General features: G+C 73.1%; 11 protein-coding genes. 10 read left to right on the top strand and 1 reads right to left on the bottom strand.

What is annotated here, in order from left to right; all coding sequences use genetic code 11:
• Positions 1 to 29 precede the first annotated feature (29 nt).
• From R4Z63_RS11905 to R4Z63_RS11880, 6 genes are all read left to right on the top strand, one after another.
• Positions 30 to 1208 (top strand): uroporphyrinogen-III synthase, encoded by a 1179-nt coding sequence (locus R4Z63_RS11905; protein WP_052030812.1) that lies wholly within the window; start codon positions 30 to 32, stop codon positions 1206 to 1208.
• Positions 1209 to 1217: 9 nt separating this feature from the next.
• Positions 1218 to 1766 carry a GNAT family N-acetyltransferase gene (locus R4Z63_RS11900; RefSeq protein WP_384446196.1) on the top strand — a complete coding sequence of 183 codons (549 nt, stop codon included), beginning with the start codon at positions 1218 to 1220 and terminating at the stop codon, positions 1764 to 1766.
• Positions 1767 to 1901: 135 nt separating this feature from the next.
• Positions 1902 to 2462, top strand: coding sequence for a CGNR zinc finger domain-containing protein (locus R4Z63_RS11895; protein ID WP_037924233.1), 561 nt, complete (start codon positions 1902 to 1904; stop codon positions 2460 to 2462).
• Between the two features lie 104 nt (positions 2463 to 2566).
• A complete protein-coding gene (locus R4Z63_RS11890; RefSeq protein ID WP_384446194.1) occupies positions 2567 to 4900 on the top strand; it encodes a HelD family protein in 2334 nt (777 codons plus the stop codon).
• Between the two features lie 482 nt (positions 4901 to 5382).
• Positions 5383 to 6819 carry an NAD-dependent malic enzyme gene (locus R4Z63_RS11885; protein WP_037923270.1) on the top strand — a complete coding sequence of 479 codons (1437 nt, stop codon included), beginning with the start codon at positions 5383 to 5385 and terminating at the stop codon, positions 6817 to 6819.
• 300 nt (positions 6820 to 7119) lie between these two features.
• A complete protein-coding gene (locus tag R4Z63_RS11880; protein ID WP_007264399.1) occupies positions 7120 to 7401 on the top strand; it encodes an HU family DNA-binding protein in 282 nt (93 codons plus the stop codon).
• A 334-nt stretch (positions 7402 to 7735) separates the two neighbouring features.
• Here R4Z63_RS11880 and murA read toward each other — a convergent pair whose 3' ends face one another.
• Positions 7736 to 9079 (bottom strand): UDP-N-acetylglucosamine 1-carboxyvinyltransferase, encoded by a 1344-nt coding sequence (gene murA, locus R4Z63_RS11875; protein WP_030771691.1) that lies wholly within the window; start codon positions 9077 to 9079, stop codon positions 7736 to 7738.
• A 263-nt stretch (positions 9080 to 9342) separates the two neighbouring features.
• On the opposite strand from murA, the gene R4Z63_RS11870 reads away from it, so the two are divergent.
• The 4 genes from R4Z63_RS11870 to R4Z63_RS11855 all read left to right on the top strand — a co-directional run bounded on the left by R4Z63_RS11870 (position 9343) and on the right by R4Z63_RS11855 (position 13251).
• Positions 9343 to 9903, top strand: a complete 561-nt coding sequence (locus R4Z63_RS11870) for a YqgE/AlgH family protein (RefSeq protein ID WP_384446191.1) — start codon at positions 9343 to 9345, stop codon at positions 9901 to 9903.
• 29 nt (positions 9904 to 9932) lie between these two features.
• Positions 9933 to 10217, top strand: coding sequence for a DUF3039 domain-containing protein (locus R4Z63_RS11865; RefSeq protein WP_030010729.1), 285 nt, complete (start codon positions 9933 to 9935; stop codon positions 10215 to 10217).
• A gap of 164 nt (positions 10218 to 10381) precedes the next feature.
• Positions 10382 to 12040, top strand: coding sequence for a beta-N-acetylhexosaminidase (locus R4Z63_RS11860; protein ID WP_384446189.1), 1659 nt, complete (start codon positions 10382 to 10384; stop codon positions 12038 to 12040).
• Positions 12041 to 12333: 293 nt separating this feature from the next.
• On the top strand, positions 12334 to 13251 hold the full coding sequence (locus R4Z63_RS11855; RefSeq protein ID WP_384446187.1) for an FAD binding domain-containing protein: 918 nt from the start codon (positions 12334 to 12336) through the stop codon (positions 13249 to 13251).
• The last annotated feature ends 337 nt before the right edge of the window (positions 13252 to 13588 follow it).

Genomic DNA, 13588 nt, shown 5'->3' with positions numbered 1-13588 from the left:
CCCCCCCATGCGTCAGTAGGCAGGTCACGATGGACGACAGGAACACCCGGCCGCTCGCGGGCTTCACCGTCGGGGTCACCGCCGCCCGGCGGGCGGACGAACTGATCGCGCTGCTGCGGCGGCGCGGAGCGTCGGTGCTGCACGCGCCGGCGCTGCGGATCGTGCCACTCGCCGATGACAGCGAACTGTTGGCCGCCACCAAGGAACTGATCGGCTGCCCGCCGGACGTGGTCGTCGCCACCACCGCCATCGGCTTCCGCGGCTGGGTCGAGGCCGCCGACGGCTGGGGGGTCGGCGAGCGGCTCCTGGAGACCCTGCGTTCCGCCGGACTGCTCGCGCGCGGGCCGAAGGTGAAGGGCGCCATCCGGGCCGCCGGACTCGTGGAGGAGTGGTCCCCGGACTCGGAATCGCTCGCCGAGGTACTGGACCGGCTGCTGTCGGCCGGCGTCGCCGGCCGGCGGATCGCGCTCCAGCTGCACGGGGAGCCGCTGCCCGGCTTCGTCGAGGCGCTGCGGGCCGGCGGGGCCGAGGTGGTGGTGGTCCCGGTGTACCGGTGGATGCCTCCGGAGGAGCTCGCGCCGCTGGACCGGCTGCTGGACGCGATCGTCGGCGGCGCGGTGGACGCGGTGAGCTTCACCTCGGCCCCCGCGGCGGCCTCGCTGCTGTCCCGGGCCGGGGAGCGGGGGATGCGGGAGGCGGTGCTGGACGCGCTGCGCGGCGGGCCGTTGTCCGCGTGCGTCGGGCCGGTGACGGCGCTGCCGCTCCAGGCGCTCGGCGTGGACACCGTCCAGCCGGAGCGCTTCCGCCTGGGCCCGCTGGTGCAGCTGCTCTGCCAGGAGCTGCCCGGCCGGGCCCGGGTGCTGCCGGTGGCTGGGCACCGGATGGAGATCCGGGGGCACGCGGTGCTCCTCGACGCGGAACTGAGGCCGGTGCCGCCCGCCGGGATGGCGCTGCTGCGGGCGCTGGCGCGGCGGCCCGGCTGGGTGGTGGGCCGGGCGGAACTGTTGCGGGCGCTGCCGGGCGCGGGCCGCGACGAGCACGCCGTGGAGACGGCGATGGCCCGGCTGCGGGCGGCGTTGGGGGTGCCGAACCTCATCCAGACGGTGGTCAAGCGCGGTTACCGACTGTCGCTCGACGCGGGCGGCGAGGACAAGTACGGCGAGCTTCCGCGGGACGTGGCGGTGACGGCCAGGGGGGTCCTGGGCTAGCGTACCGGGATGATCATCGACGGGGTGGAGATGAGGGGCGTCGCACTGGACGACGCCGCCGCACTGGCCGAGGCGTTCGCACGGAACCGGGCGTACATGACGCCGTTCGAACCGGCCCGGCCCGAGGCCTTCTACACGGAACTGGGCCAGCGGGAACGGATCGGGCAGCAGCTGCAGTCCCGGGCGGCCGGACGGCTGATGCCGTACGTGCTGGTGGACCTGGCGAGCGGCACGCCGCTGGGGACCATCAACCTCGGCAACATCCAGCACGGGCCGCTGAGCAGCGGCGGGCTCGGCTACTGGGTGGACGAGGCGTGCCGCGGCAAGGGGTTGGCCACGGCCGCCGCCCAGGAGGTCTGCCGGATCGCCCGCGACGAGCTGGGGCTGCACCGGGTGGAGGCCGGGACCCTGGTCGACAACCTTGCCTCGCAGCGGGTGTTGGCGAAGGCGGGCTTCGAGCAGTACGGACTCGCGCCGCGCTATCTGCACATCAACGGCGCCTGGCGCGACCACCGCCTCTTCCAGCGGATCCTGCACGATCACCCGCCGGCCCCCTGACCGGGACGCACCTCCGGTGATCCGGCGCCGGGCCGGGCCGAACACGGCGGGCCCCGCACCGGTTCGGGGGCTTCCCCCACGGGCGGGGGACGGGCACTCTGGGGAGGCGCCCGACGACGCGAGGCGGTGACGGACATGCGGTTCGACTCCGGGCGGGTCTGCCTGGACCTGGTGGCCACCCTTACCCCGCGCGAGGGGATCCCGGACGGCGACGAGCTGCGGCTGTGGCTCGCCGGGGCCGGCCTCGTGCCGGACCGGACACCGCTGGCGCGGGTGGGCGGCGACTGGGCCGAGGCCTTCCGTGCCCTGCGCGCCGACGTGGAGACCCTCGTACGGGCGGAGCTGTCCGGAGGCGATCTCGACGAGGGCGCCCTGGCCCGGGTCAACGCGCTGGCCGCCGGACCACCCCCGGGCCTGTGCGCCGTACGGGACCAGGAAGGGCACCTCGTGCGGGAGTTGTGCGGCGGGGTCGAATGCGGCGCCCTCCTCGCGGCCGTCGCCCGGGACGCCGTGGAACTGCTCACCGACCCCGGCGACCGCGCCCTGCTGCGGGCCTGCGCGGGCGACGGCTGCACCCGCGTCTACCTGGACACCTCCCGCGGCCACCGGCGCCGGTGGTGTTCCAGCGAGCTGTGTGGCAACCGCGAGCGCGTCGCCCGCCACCGCCGACGGCTGCTGGCGTCCGGATCCCGGTAGCCGTCGTATCACTGAGCGAGACGCGTTTCCGGAACGGGCGTGCGCGCAGGGCGCCGGTTCGCGTACGGTTGACGGTCGCCCATGCACGTCAGAAGGGGGCCTTGGTGGCCGCGCAGGATGCCGCTGTCGACAGCACGGCGGATTCCGTCCGCGATCGCGAGATCGCGGTCGAGCAGACGCACCTCGACCAGGTGTACCGCCGCCTCGAGGAGAAGATCCACGAGGCCGAGTTCCTCATGAACGACGCCGCCCAGCGCGGCCAGGTCGGCACCCCCGGAGCCCTGGCCGAGCGTGACGCGCAGGTCTTCCGGGCGGGCATCCACCTGAACCGGCTCAACAACGAGTACGAGGACTTCCTCTTCGGGCGCATCGACCTGCTGCTCGGCAAGGACGGCGAGCGCGGCCCGGACGGCGCGTACACCTCCGTCGAACCCGCCGATGCCGCGATCCGCGACGACCTCACGGCCGACATTGCCGAGACCCTGCACATCGGCCGCATCGGGGTCCTCGACTCCGACTACGCGCCGCTGGTCATCGACTGGCGGGCGCCGGCGGCCGCGCCCTTCTACCGCTCCACGCCCAAGGAGCCGGGCCGCGTCGTGCGCCGCCGCGTCATCCGCTCCAAGGGCCGCAGGGTGCTGGGCGTCGAGGACGACCTGATGCGCCCCGAGGTCACCGCCTTCCTCGACGGCCGCGAGCTCCCCGCCATCGGCGACGGCGCGCTCATGGCCGCACTCGGGCGGGCCCGTACGCACTCCATGCGCGACATCGTCTCCTCCATCCAGGCGGAGCAGGACCTGGTCATCCGGGCCCCCGCCGCCTCCGTCGCCGAGGTCGCGGGCGGCCCCGGCACCGGCAAGACCGCTGTGGCCCTGCACCGCGCCGCCTACCTGCTCTACCAGGACCGCCGCCGTTACTCCGGCGGCATCCTCATCGTCTCCCCGACCCCGCTGCTCGTCGCGTACACCGAGGGCGTGCTGCCCTCGCTGGGCGAGGAGGGCCAGGTCGCCATCCGGGCGCTCGGCTCGCTGGTCGACGGTGCCGAGGCGACCACGTACGACGACCCGGCCGTGGCCCGGATCAAGGGCTCCTCCCGGATGCGATCGGTCCTGCGCAAGGCCGTGCGCGGCACCCTGGAGCTCGGCGACCACCGGGGCCCGGCCCCCGACCGGCTGCGGGTGGTGGCCTTCGGCAGCCGCCAGGAGCTGGAGGCCACCGAGCTCAACCGGATCCGGCAGAACGTGCTCGGCGGCACCGCGCCCGTGAACCTGCTGCGCCCGCGGGCCCGCAAGCTGCTGCTCGATGCCCTGTACGCCAAGACCGGCGCCGCCGGCCGGCACAGCGATCCGGAGCTCGCCGCCGAACTGCGCTCCGCGTTCGACGAGGACATCTCCACCGAGGAGGCCTTCGTCGGCTTCCTGAACGCGTGGTGGCCCGAGCTGACCCCGCGCCGGGTGCTCGCCGCGATGGCCGACGAGCGCAGGCTCGGGCGCTGGTCGCGCCGCGACCTGAACCCGCGCGAGACCCGCCGGCTGGCCCGCTCGCTGCATCGGGTGGGCCCGGAGGGCGAGGGCCCCCTGTCGGTGCACGATGTGGCGCTGCTCGACGAGCTCCAGCAACTCCTCGGCGCCCCCGCCCGGCCGAAGCGGAAGCGGGAGGCGACCGCGTCCGGCGCTTGGGGGCTCGACCAGCTCAGCGGGCTGGAGGAGCTGATGCCGACGCGCGAGGAGACCCAGTGGGAGCGGGCCGAGCGGCTCGCTGCGGAGCGCACCGAGTACGCGCACGTCATCGTGGACGAGGCCCAGGACCTGACGCCGATGCAGTGGCGGATGGTGGGCCGCCGGGGCCGGCACGGCACCTGGACGGTCGTCGGCGACCCGGCGCAGTCCTCCTGGACGGATCCGGAGGAGGCGGCCGCCGCCCGTGACGAGGCCCTGGGGTCCCGGCCGCGCCGGCGGTTCACGCTGACGGTCAACTACCGCAACCCGGCCGAGGTCGCCGAGGTCGCGTCCCGCGTGCTGCGCCGGGCGATGCCCGGGATGGAGCCGCCGTCGGCGGTGCGCTCCACGGGACTCCGGCCGCGGTTCACGGCGGCGGCGGGCGACCTGGGCGCCGTGGTGCGGGAGGAGACCCGGCGGCTGCTGGAGCAGGTGGACGGCACTGTCGGCGTGGTGGTGGCCATGGACCGGAGGGCGGAGGCCGCGGGCTGGCTCGCCGACCTCGGCGAACGGGCCGTGGCACTGGGCAGCCTGGAGGCGAAGGGCCTGGAGTACGACGCCACGGTGGTCGTCTCCCCGGCGGAGATCGCGGAGGAGTCCCCGGCGGGCCTGCGGGTCCTGTACGTGGCGCTGACCCGTGCCACGCAGCAGCTGACGGTGGTCTCCGGCGAGGGGGACGGGCCGGACGCGGACGGGGTTCCCGAGCTGCTCCTGCCGTAGCCGGGGATGGTCCGGCCCCGTGGCCCGGATGGGTGTCCGGGCTGTTCAGCGGCCGTGTACGGCCGTATGGGCCGCAGCCGGGCGCGTGGTCCCGGCAACCGACCGCGACCAGGGGGATCACATTCGGCGATCCTTTGTTAGCCTGGGTACGGCACCGACTCGATCCAAGCCCCCGGGCCCAACCTTCGTCGCTCAGAGCGACCACTTGCCGCGAGGCGAGCATGGCGGGTCGGTGTCGCAAACGTACGCATCACCAGGTCCGCGCCCTCCACAGGTGGAGGGCGCGGACCTGTTTTGTATGACCCCACCATTCCGAACCCCTCTCGTATCTCGTATGGTGGAAGAGTCTTTCCGAAATTTGTAGCTGGTTACCTTGTACCGGCTGGTAGGTGGGACGATCGGACAACAGGTCCTGCCGCACCTGCTGTGGAGCGCGGGCCCTGTGTGTGAAGCGAACCAGGGACAGAAGAGGAAACACGGCCATGGCAACGGCGCCCAGCGTCTCGTATTCGATGACGGTCCGGCTGGAAGTGCCCGCGAGCGGAACCGCGGTCTCCCAGCTCACCACCGCCGTGGAGTCCTCCGGCGGTTCGGTCACCGGCCTCGACGTGACCGCCTCGGGCCACGAGAAGCTGCGGATCGACGTCACCATCGCCGCCACCTCCACCGCGCATGCCGACGAGATCGTGGAGAAGCTGCGCGGCATCGAGGGCGTCAGCCTGGGCAAGGTCTCCGACCGTACGTTCCTGATGCACCTCGGCGGCAAGATCGAGATGTCGTCGAAGCACCCCATCCGTAACCGTGACGACCTCTCGATGGTCTACACCCCGGGTGTCGCCCGCGTGTGCACCGCCATCGCCGAGAACCCCGAGGACGCGCGCCGCCTCACCATCAAGCGCAACTCCGTCGCAGTCGTGACGGACGGCTCCGCGGTGCTGGGCCTGGGCAACATCGGCCCGATGGCTGCGCTGCCCGTCATGGAGGGCAAGGCCGCCCTCTTCAAGCGCTTCGCCGGCATCGACGCCTGGCCGATCTGCCTCGACACCCAGGACACCGACAAGATCGTCGAGATCGTCCGCGCCATCGCCCCGGGCTTCGCCGGCATCAATCTGGAGGACATCTCCGCGCCGCGCTGCTTCGAGATCGAGGCCCGGCTGCGCGAGGCCCTCGACATCCCCGTCTTCCACGACGACCAGCACGGCACCGCGATCGTCGTGCTCGCGGCCCTCACCAACGCGCTGCGCGTGGTGGGCAAGGCAGTTGAGGACGTCAAGGTCGTGATGTCGGGCGCTGGAGCGGCCGGCACCGCCATCCTCAAGCTGCTCCTCGCGGCGGGCGTGAAGAACGCCGTCAGCGCCGACATCCACGGCGTCGTGCACGCGGGCCGTCCCGACCTCGTCGACGCCGCGGTGGACTCCCCGCTGCGCTGGATCGCGGACAACACCAACCCCGAGGGCTACACGGGCACCTTGAAGGAGGCCGTGGTCGGCGCCGACGTGTTCATCGGCGTCTCGGCTCCGAACGTGCTGTCCGGCGAGGACGTCGCCGCCATGGCGGAAGGCGCCATCGTGTTCGCGCTCGCGAACCCGGACCCCGAGGTGGACCCGGCCGTGGCCCGCCAGACGGCCGCCGTGGTCGCCACCGGCCGTTCCGACTTCCCGAACCAGATCAACAACGTCCTGGTCTTCCCGGGTGTCTTCCGCGGCCTGTTGGACGCCCAGTCCCGCACCGTGAACACCAGCATGATGCTCGCCGCCGCGACCGCGCTGGCCGATGTCGTCGGCGAGGACGAGCTGAACGCCAACTACATCATCCCGTCGGTGTTCAACGACAAGGTCGCCGGAGCGGTCGCCGGCGCCGTCCGCAAGGCCGCCTCGGCCGCGCAGAACGGGTCTGTGACGGGCCTCACGGCTCCCTGATCCCCGGCGCGTCGCGAGATGCGGGCCCGCTGGGCCGCCTCTAGGGTTGCGGGGATGCCAACGTGCTCCGCTGTTCGCATCCCTCGGGTGCGGACGGAGTGTCACCGGGGCGTGACTGTGGCGCTTTTCGTGTGACCCCGGCGGGTGCCGGATTCGCTTTCCCGCCGCTGGTGGGGGCAGGATGCGTAACCGGGCGAGAGGGTCTGACGTTCAGACCCGGGTCCGGGGACTGTCCTAGGGCCCTGGCAGCATCGGCTTCGATCTCACGCCTCTAAGGCAAGTTGAACACGGGAGTACAACATGAACCGCAGTGAGCTGGTGGCCGCTCTGTCCGAGCGCGCCGAGGTGACCCGCAAGGACGCCGACGCCGTTCTGGCCGCGCTCGCCGAGACCGTCGGCGAGATCGTCGCCAAGGGCGACGAGAAGGTCACCATCCCCGGCTTCCTGACCTTCGAGCGCACCCACCGTGCCGCTCGCACCGCGCGCAACCCGCAGACCGGCGACCCCATCCAGATCCCGGCCGGCTACAGCGTGAAGGTCTCCGCGGGCTCCAAGCTCAAGGAAGCCGCCAAGGGCAAGTAGTCCTGCCCCGGCGCCGGGGGCCGCAGAGGCCTTCCGGATGCCGAGCACCGCAGGGACGCGGCAGTACGTGGAACGGCGAAGGGCGGCCACCCCCGGGCGGGGTGGCCGCCCTTCCGCCTGTCCGCCCATCCGGGCGCTACCGGGGCGAGGCATGTCAGTGCCCCGCAGCGCCCCGCAGCGCCCCGCAGGGCCCCCTAGGGCCCCTCGGGGCTGATCCGGGGCCCGGGGCCGCCGACGGGCCGCGGACGGGCATGCGAAAGCCCCCCGGCCCTTGTGGGGGCCGGGGGGCTTTCGCCGTCCGTACGCGGAGTGCGGCGCGCGGGACCGGCGGGGGTTACACGAGGTCGCCGCCCGGAAGCTCGACCTTCGCGCCGAGCTCGACGAGCTTCTCCATGAAGTTCTCGTAGCCGCGGTTGATCAGGTCGATGCCGTGGACCCGGGAGGTGCCCTCGGCGGCCAGCGCCGCGATCAGGTACGAGAAACCGCCGCGCAGGTCGGGGATGACCAGATCGGCGCCCTGCAGCTTGGTCGGGCCGGAGACGACCGCCGAGTGCAGGAAGTTGCGCTGGCCGAAGCGGCAGGCCGAGCCGCCCAGGCACTCGCGGTACAGCTGGATGTGAGCACCCATCTGGTTGAGCGCCGAGGTGAAGCCGAGCCGGGACTCGTAGACCGTCTCGTGGACGATCGAGAGGCCGGAGGCCTGCGTCAGGGCCACGACCAGCGGCTGCTGCCAGTCGGTCTGGAAGCCGGGGTGCACGTCCGTTTCGAGCGCGATGGCGTTGAGCGGGCCGCCGGGGTGCCAGAAGCGGATGCCGTCGTCGTCGATCTCGAAGGCGCCGCCGACCTTCCGGTACGTATTCAGGAAGGTCATCATCGAACGCTGCTGGGCGCCGCGCACGTAGATGTTGCCGCCGGTGGCGAGGGCCGCGGAGGCCCAGGAAGCGGCCTCCAGGCGGTCCGGGAGCGCCTTGTGGTTGTAGCCGCCGAGCCGCTCCACACCGGTGATCCGGATGGTGCGGTCGGTGTCCATGGAGATGATGGCGCCCATCTTCTGCAGCACGCAGATGAGGTCCTCGATCTCCGGCTCCACGGCGGCGTTGCTGAGCTCGGTGACGCCCTCGGCCAGGACGGCCGTCAGCAGTACCTGCTCGGTCGAGCCGACGGAGGGGTAGGGCAGGCGGATCTTGCAGCCGCGCAGCCGCTGCGGGGCCTCCAGGTACTGGCCGCCCTCGCGCTTCTCGATCGTCGCGCCGAACTGGCGCAGCACGTCGAAGTGGAAGTCGATCGGCCGACCGCCGATGTCGCAGCCGCCGAGGCCGGGGATGAACGCGTGGCCGAGGCGGTGCAGCAGGGGCCCGCAGAAGAGGATCGGGATGCGTGAAGAGCCCGCGTGGGCGTCGATGTCGGCGACGTTGGCGCTCTCGACGTGGGTGGGGTCGAGCACCAGCTCGCCCGGTTCCTCGCCGGGGCGGACCGTCACCCCGTGCAGCTGGAGCAGACCTCGCACGACACGCACGTCACGGATGTCGGGAACGTTGCGCAGCCGGCTGGGTTCGCTGCCGAGCAGAGCGGCGACCATGGCCTTGGGCACGAGGTTCTTCGCACCGCGGACACGGATCTCGCCCTCGAGCGGGGTACCGCCGTGGACAAGCAGTACATCGTCACTGATGCCGGTCATGAATCTCGCGTTCCGGAGAGGGTGGGCAGGGGGATCAGGGAAAAGGGTAAGGGCCATCACCCCCTTGTTCGTAAGGGTGACGTGGCCGTAGGACTGTCATGAATTCGGTACAACACCCTCCGTATCCACCACATGGCGGAGTGTCGCGTTCCGGCTGCTCCGTCCGTGCGCGCTCCCCGCCGCCGCTGTGCGCCCTGAACTGCGGGCGGTCCGATCCGCCCGCCCGCTCCCCGCGAAGGGGTGATGTGGGGGATCATGGCGGCATGACCGAGGTGTCCTCCCTCACAGGGCGGCTGCTCGTGGCCACCCCCGCCCTCGCGGACCCGAACTTCGACCGCGCGGTGGTGCTGCTGCTCGACCACGACGAGCAGGGCTCGCTCGGCGTTGTCCTCAACCGGCCGACCCCGGTGGGCGTCGGCGACGTACTGCAGCCCTGGGCGCCCCTGGCCGGTGCCCCCGGCGTGGTCTTCCAGGGCGGGCCGGTGGCGCTGGACTCGGCTCTCGGGCTCGCCGTCATCCCGGGCGAGGAGGGGCCGCTCGGCTGGCGCCGGGTGCACGGGGCGATCGGGCTGGTCGACCTGGAGGCGCCGCCGGAGCTGCTGGCCCCGGCCCTCGGGGGCCTGCGCATCTTCGCCGGCTACTCCGGCTGGGGGCCGGGCCAGCTGGAGCGGGAGCTCGGCGAGGGCGCCTGGTACGTGGTGGAGTCGGAGCCCGGGGACGTGTCCTCACCCGACCCGGAGCGGCTGTGGCGGTCGGTGCTGCGCCGCCAGCGCAGCGAACTCGCGATGGTCGCCACCTATCCGGACGACCCGTCGCTCAACTGACGGGCGCGGGGTTAAGTACCCTGGGTTCCATGAGCACTCTTGAGCCCGAGCGCGGGACTGGCACGGGGACCCTCGTAGAGCCGACGCCGCAGGTGTCGCACGGTGACGGCGACCACGAGCGCTTCGCCCACTACGTCCAGAAGGACAAGATCATGGCGAGCGCGCTCGACGGGACCCCCGTCGTCGCGCTCTGCGGCAAGGTCTGGGTACCGGGCCGGGATCCGAAGAAGTACCCGGTCTGCCCCATGTGCAAGGAGATCTACGAGTCCATGGGTCCCGGCGGGGACAAGGACAAGGGCGGCAAGGACAAGTAGGTCCGACCGTTCCTCCTCCCGTTCGCGGGACCGGGCCCTCGGCGCACCACGGTGCGGCCGGGGGCCTTTTCCGTGCTTTCGGGGCGCGTTAGGGTCGGCGCGACGAGCACCCGGCGGAACGTGTGTTGCGCAGGGCGCAACAGGCTGTCGCGAAGGGCTGACGCATGGACCGGATCCGCACGGGCCTGATCCCCGCACCCCGGGTGCTGCTCCCCGACGGGGACGGGCACCGCTTCGTCTTCGGACCCGAGCCCGTCCTCGACGCCGGGCCCGGCACCGGATCCGTCGCCCGCTGGATCCGGCGGGAGCTCGGAGCCGCCACCGGCTGGGCGCTGCCCGCCGCCGCCCCCGGGGCGGGGGATGCCGCGGAGCTGCGGCTGCGGATCGACTCGGACGCGGCGGACGACCGCGGTCCGGAGGCGTACCGGATCGACATCTCGGAGGGCGGGGCGGAGCTGGCCGGGGCCACGGCCGCCGGGCTGTTCTGGGGCGCCCAGACCCTGCGGCAGCTGCTCGGGCCCGACGCGTACCGCAAGGCCCCACTGCCCGGCCGGACGTGGAGCCTGCCGCACGCCCGCGTCGCGGACGGCCCGCGGTTCGGCTGGCGCGGGATGATGCTCGACGTCGCCCGGCACTTCATGCCCAAGGACGGCGTGCTGCGCTACATCGACCTGCTCGCCGCCCACAAGCTCAACGTGCTCCACCTGCACCTGACCGACGACCAGGGCTGGCGGATCGAGATCGGGCGCCACCCCCGACTGACCGGGATCGGCGGCTGGCGGGCCCGCAGCCGCCGCGGCCACCGGGCCTCGCCGTTGTGGGACGAGACCCCGCACGGCGGCTTCTACACCCAGGACGACATCCGCGAGATCGTCGCGTACGCCGCCGAGCGGCACGTCCGGGTGGTTCCGGAGATCGACCTGCCGGGGCACTCGCAGGCGGCGATCGCCGCGTACCCGGAACTGGGCAACACCGACGTGGTCGACACCGCGGCGCTCGGGGTCTGGGACGACTGGGGCGTCTGCGAGAACGTCCTCGCGCCGACCGAGGCCGTGCTGCGGTTCTACGAGGGGGTCTTCGAGGAGGTGCTGGAGCTGTTCCCGGCGGAGGTCTCGCCCTTCGTCCACGTGGGCGGCGACGAGTGCCCCAAGGCGCAGTGGAAGGCGTCCCCGGCCGCGCAGGAGCGGATCCGCGAGCTGGGCGTCGAGGGTGAGGACGGGCTGCAGTCCTGGTTCATCCGGCACTTCGACACCTGGCTCGCCGAACGCGGGCGGCGGCTGATCGGATGGGACGAGATCCTGGAGGGCGGGCTCGCGCCGGGCGCGGCCGTCTCCTCGTGGCGCGGTTACGCGGGCGGGATCGCCGCCGCTGAGGCCGGGCACGACGTGGTGATGTGCCCCGAGCAGCAGGTGTACCTGGACCACCGTCAGGCGGCGGGCGGGGATGAGCCGATGCCCATCGGATACGTCCGCTCGCTGGAGGACGTGTACCGCTTCGAGCCGGTGCCGCCGAAGCTGTCGCCGGAGGCCGCCGCCCGGGTGTTGGGCGCCCAGGCCAACCTGTGGACCGAGGTGACGGAGGACCAGGGTCGGGTCGACTACCAGGTGTTCCCGCGGCTGGCGGCCTTCGCGGAGGTGGTGTGGTCATGGCAGCCGGCGCCCGAGGAGCGCGACTTCGCGGACTTCGAGGCGCGCATGGACGCGCACTACGGGCGGTTGGACGCCCAAGGTGTCGGCTACCGGCCGCCGGGCGGCCCGTTGCCGTGGCAGCGGCGGCCCGGCGTGCTCGGGCGCCCCGTCGAGGGCCCGCCCCCGAACGTGTGACACGGGGGCGGAGCGGCCTCCCTGAACGGCAGGGGGACGGGTCGGGAACTCTGCCTCGATTTCCCGCTATACGGGTAAAACCGGGCAATAGGGGAGGGTCGCTGTCGAAGGCGGTGCGACCGGGCCCTCCACCCCGTACGGGACACCGACCGTGACCGCGGGGCACGGGGAGGACCCTCGCGCCGGGCGGCCCGGAACATGTGCCAGAGTTGCCACGTCCCGGCGGTGAGCACGTACCGTACGGCGGACAGGCGTGAGCGCCAGGACCGGGACATCGGGAAGGGGCAGCTGGGTTGACCACGCACGCACCGCACGCACCGCACGCACCTGATTCACCCCAGGGGGCTCAGGGCCGGCAGGCGGCGCAGTCCGTGACGCTGCCGGCCTCGCTCGACGAGGCCGTCGCGGCGCTCACCGCCATGCCCGCCGCCGTTCCCGTCGCGGGCGGCACCGACCTCATGGCCGCGGTCAACGCCGGGCTCCTGCGGCCCGCCGCGCTCGTCGGCCTGGGCCGGATCAACGAGATCCGCGGCTGGCAGTACCAGGACGGCCACGCGCTGCTCGGCGCGGGCCTCACCCACGCCCGGATGGGACGTCCGGACTTCGCCGCCCTGATCCCCGCGCTCGCGGCCGCCGCGCGCGCGGCCGGGCCCCCGCAGATCCGCAACGCCGGCACCCTCGGCGGGAACATCGCCACCGCGGCGCCCACTGGTGACGCGCTGCCCGTGCTGGCCGCGCTGGAGGCCGTACTGGTCATCGCCGGCCCGGACGGGCAGCGCGAGATCCCGGTCTCCCACCTGCTGGCCGGGCGGGAGATGCTGCGGCCCGGCGAACTCATCGGCTTCGTCCGGGTGCCGCTGCTGCACGCCCCGCAGGTGTTCCTCAAGGCCACCGGGCGCACGGGCCCGGGGCGTGCGGTGGCGTCCGTCGGCCTGGTGCTGGACCCGGCCCGGCGCGGCGTTCGCTGTGCGATCGGCGCCGTGGCGCCCATGCCGCTGCGGCCGCTGGAGGCCGAGCAGTGGGTGGCCTCGCTGATCGACTGGGACGGCGGGCGGAACCTGGCCCCCGAGGCCCTGGAGGCCTTCGGCGAGTACGTCGCGGCCGCCTGCGTCCCCGACCAGGGGGAGCCGGTGGCTCCCGGCGTACTGCACCTGCGGCGGACGGTGGCGGTACTGGCACGCAGGGCCCTCGGAAGGGCGCTGACCTCATGAGCGAGAACGAGAACGAGAACGTGACCCAGGGGAACGGCACGGCGGGCTGGGGCTGGGAACCGGTCCCGCAGGGCGGCGAGTACGACTCGGACGCCACGGCCTTCGTGAAGCTGCCGCAGGACATGCTGGACGCGCTCGGCACCGGCGAGCCGCTCGCGGCACCCGGGCACGGCTATGTACCGCCGCCGATGATCGTGCCGCTGGGCTCGGCCAGTACGGACCCGGCGGCCACGGGCACGTGGGCGGTCCCGGCGCAGTGGCCGGAGACGGGCGGGGACGCGTCGGGGGCCTCCGCGGGCGCGGGTGCGGCTTCCGGGTCCGGTTCCGCTGCCGGTCC

The sequence above is a fragment of the Streptomyces sp. PL-29 genome (genome assembly GCF_058344425.1).
This window is presented reverse-complemented; position numbering and strand designations above follow the sequence as displayed.

Excerpts from the sequence above, each read along its gene's own strand:
- R4Z63_RS11860 (WP_384446189.1), top strand. The coding sequence starts at position 10,382 with ATGGACCGGATCCGCACGGGCCTGATCCCCGCACCCCGGGTGCTGCTC.
- R4Z63_RS11870 (WP_384446191.1), top strand. The coding sequence starts at position 9,343 with ATGACCGAGGTGTCCTCCCTCACAGGGCGGCTGCTCGTGGCCACCCCC.
- R4Z63_RS11900 (WP_384446196.1), top strand. The coding sequence starts at position 1,218 with ATGATCATCGACGGGGTGGAGATGAGGGGCGTCGCACTGGACGACGCC.
- R4Z63_RS11865 (WP_030010729.1), top strand. The coding sequence starts at position 9,933 with ATGAGCACTCTTGAGCCCGAGCGCGGGACTGGCACGGGGACCCTCGTA.
- R4Z63_RS11880 (WP_007264399.1), top strand. The coding sequence starts at position 7,120 with ATGAACCGCAGTGAGCTGGTGGCCGCTCTGTCCGAGCGCGCCGAGGTG.
- R4Z63_RS11885 (WP_037923270.1), top strand. The coding sequence starts at position 5,383 with ATGGCAACGGCGCCCAGCGTCTCGTATTCGATGACGGTCCGGCTGGAA.
- R4Z63_RS11895 (WP_037924233.1), top strand. The coding sequence starts at position 1,902 with ATGCGGTTCGACTCCGGGCGGGTCTGCCTGGACCTGGTGGCCACCCTT.
- murA (WP_030771691.1), bottom strand. The coding sequence starts at position 9,079 with ATGACCGGCATCAGTGACGATGTACTGCTTGTCCACGGCGGTACCCCG.
- R4Z63_RS11905 (WP_052030812.1), top strand. The coding sequence starts at position 30 with ATGGACGACAGGAACACCCGGCCGCTCGCGGGCTTCACCGTCGGGGTC.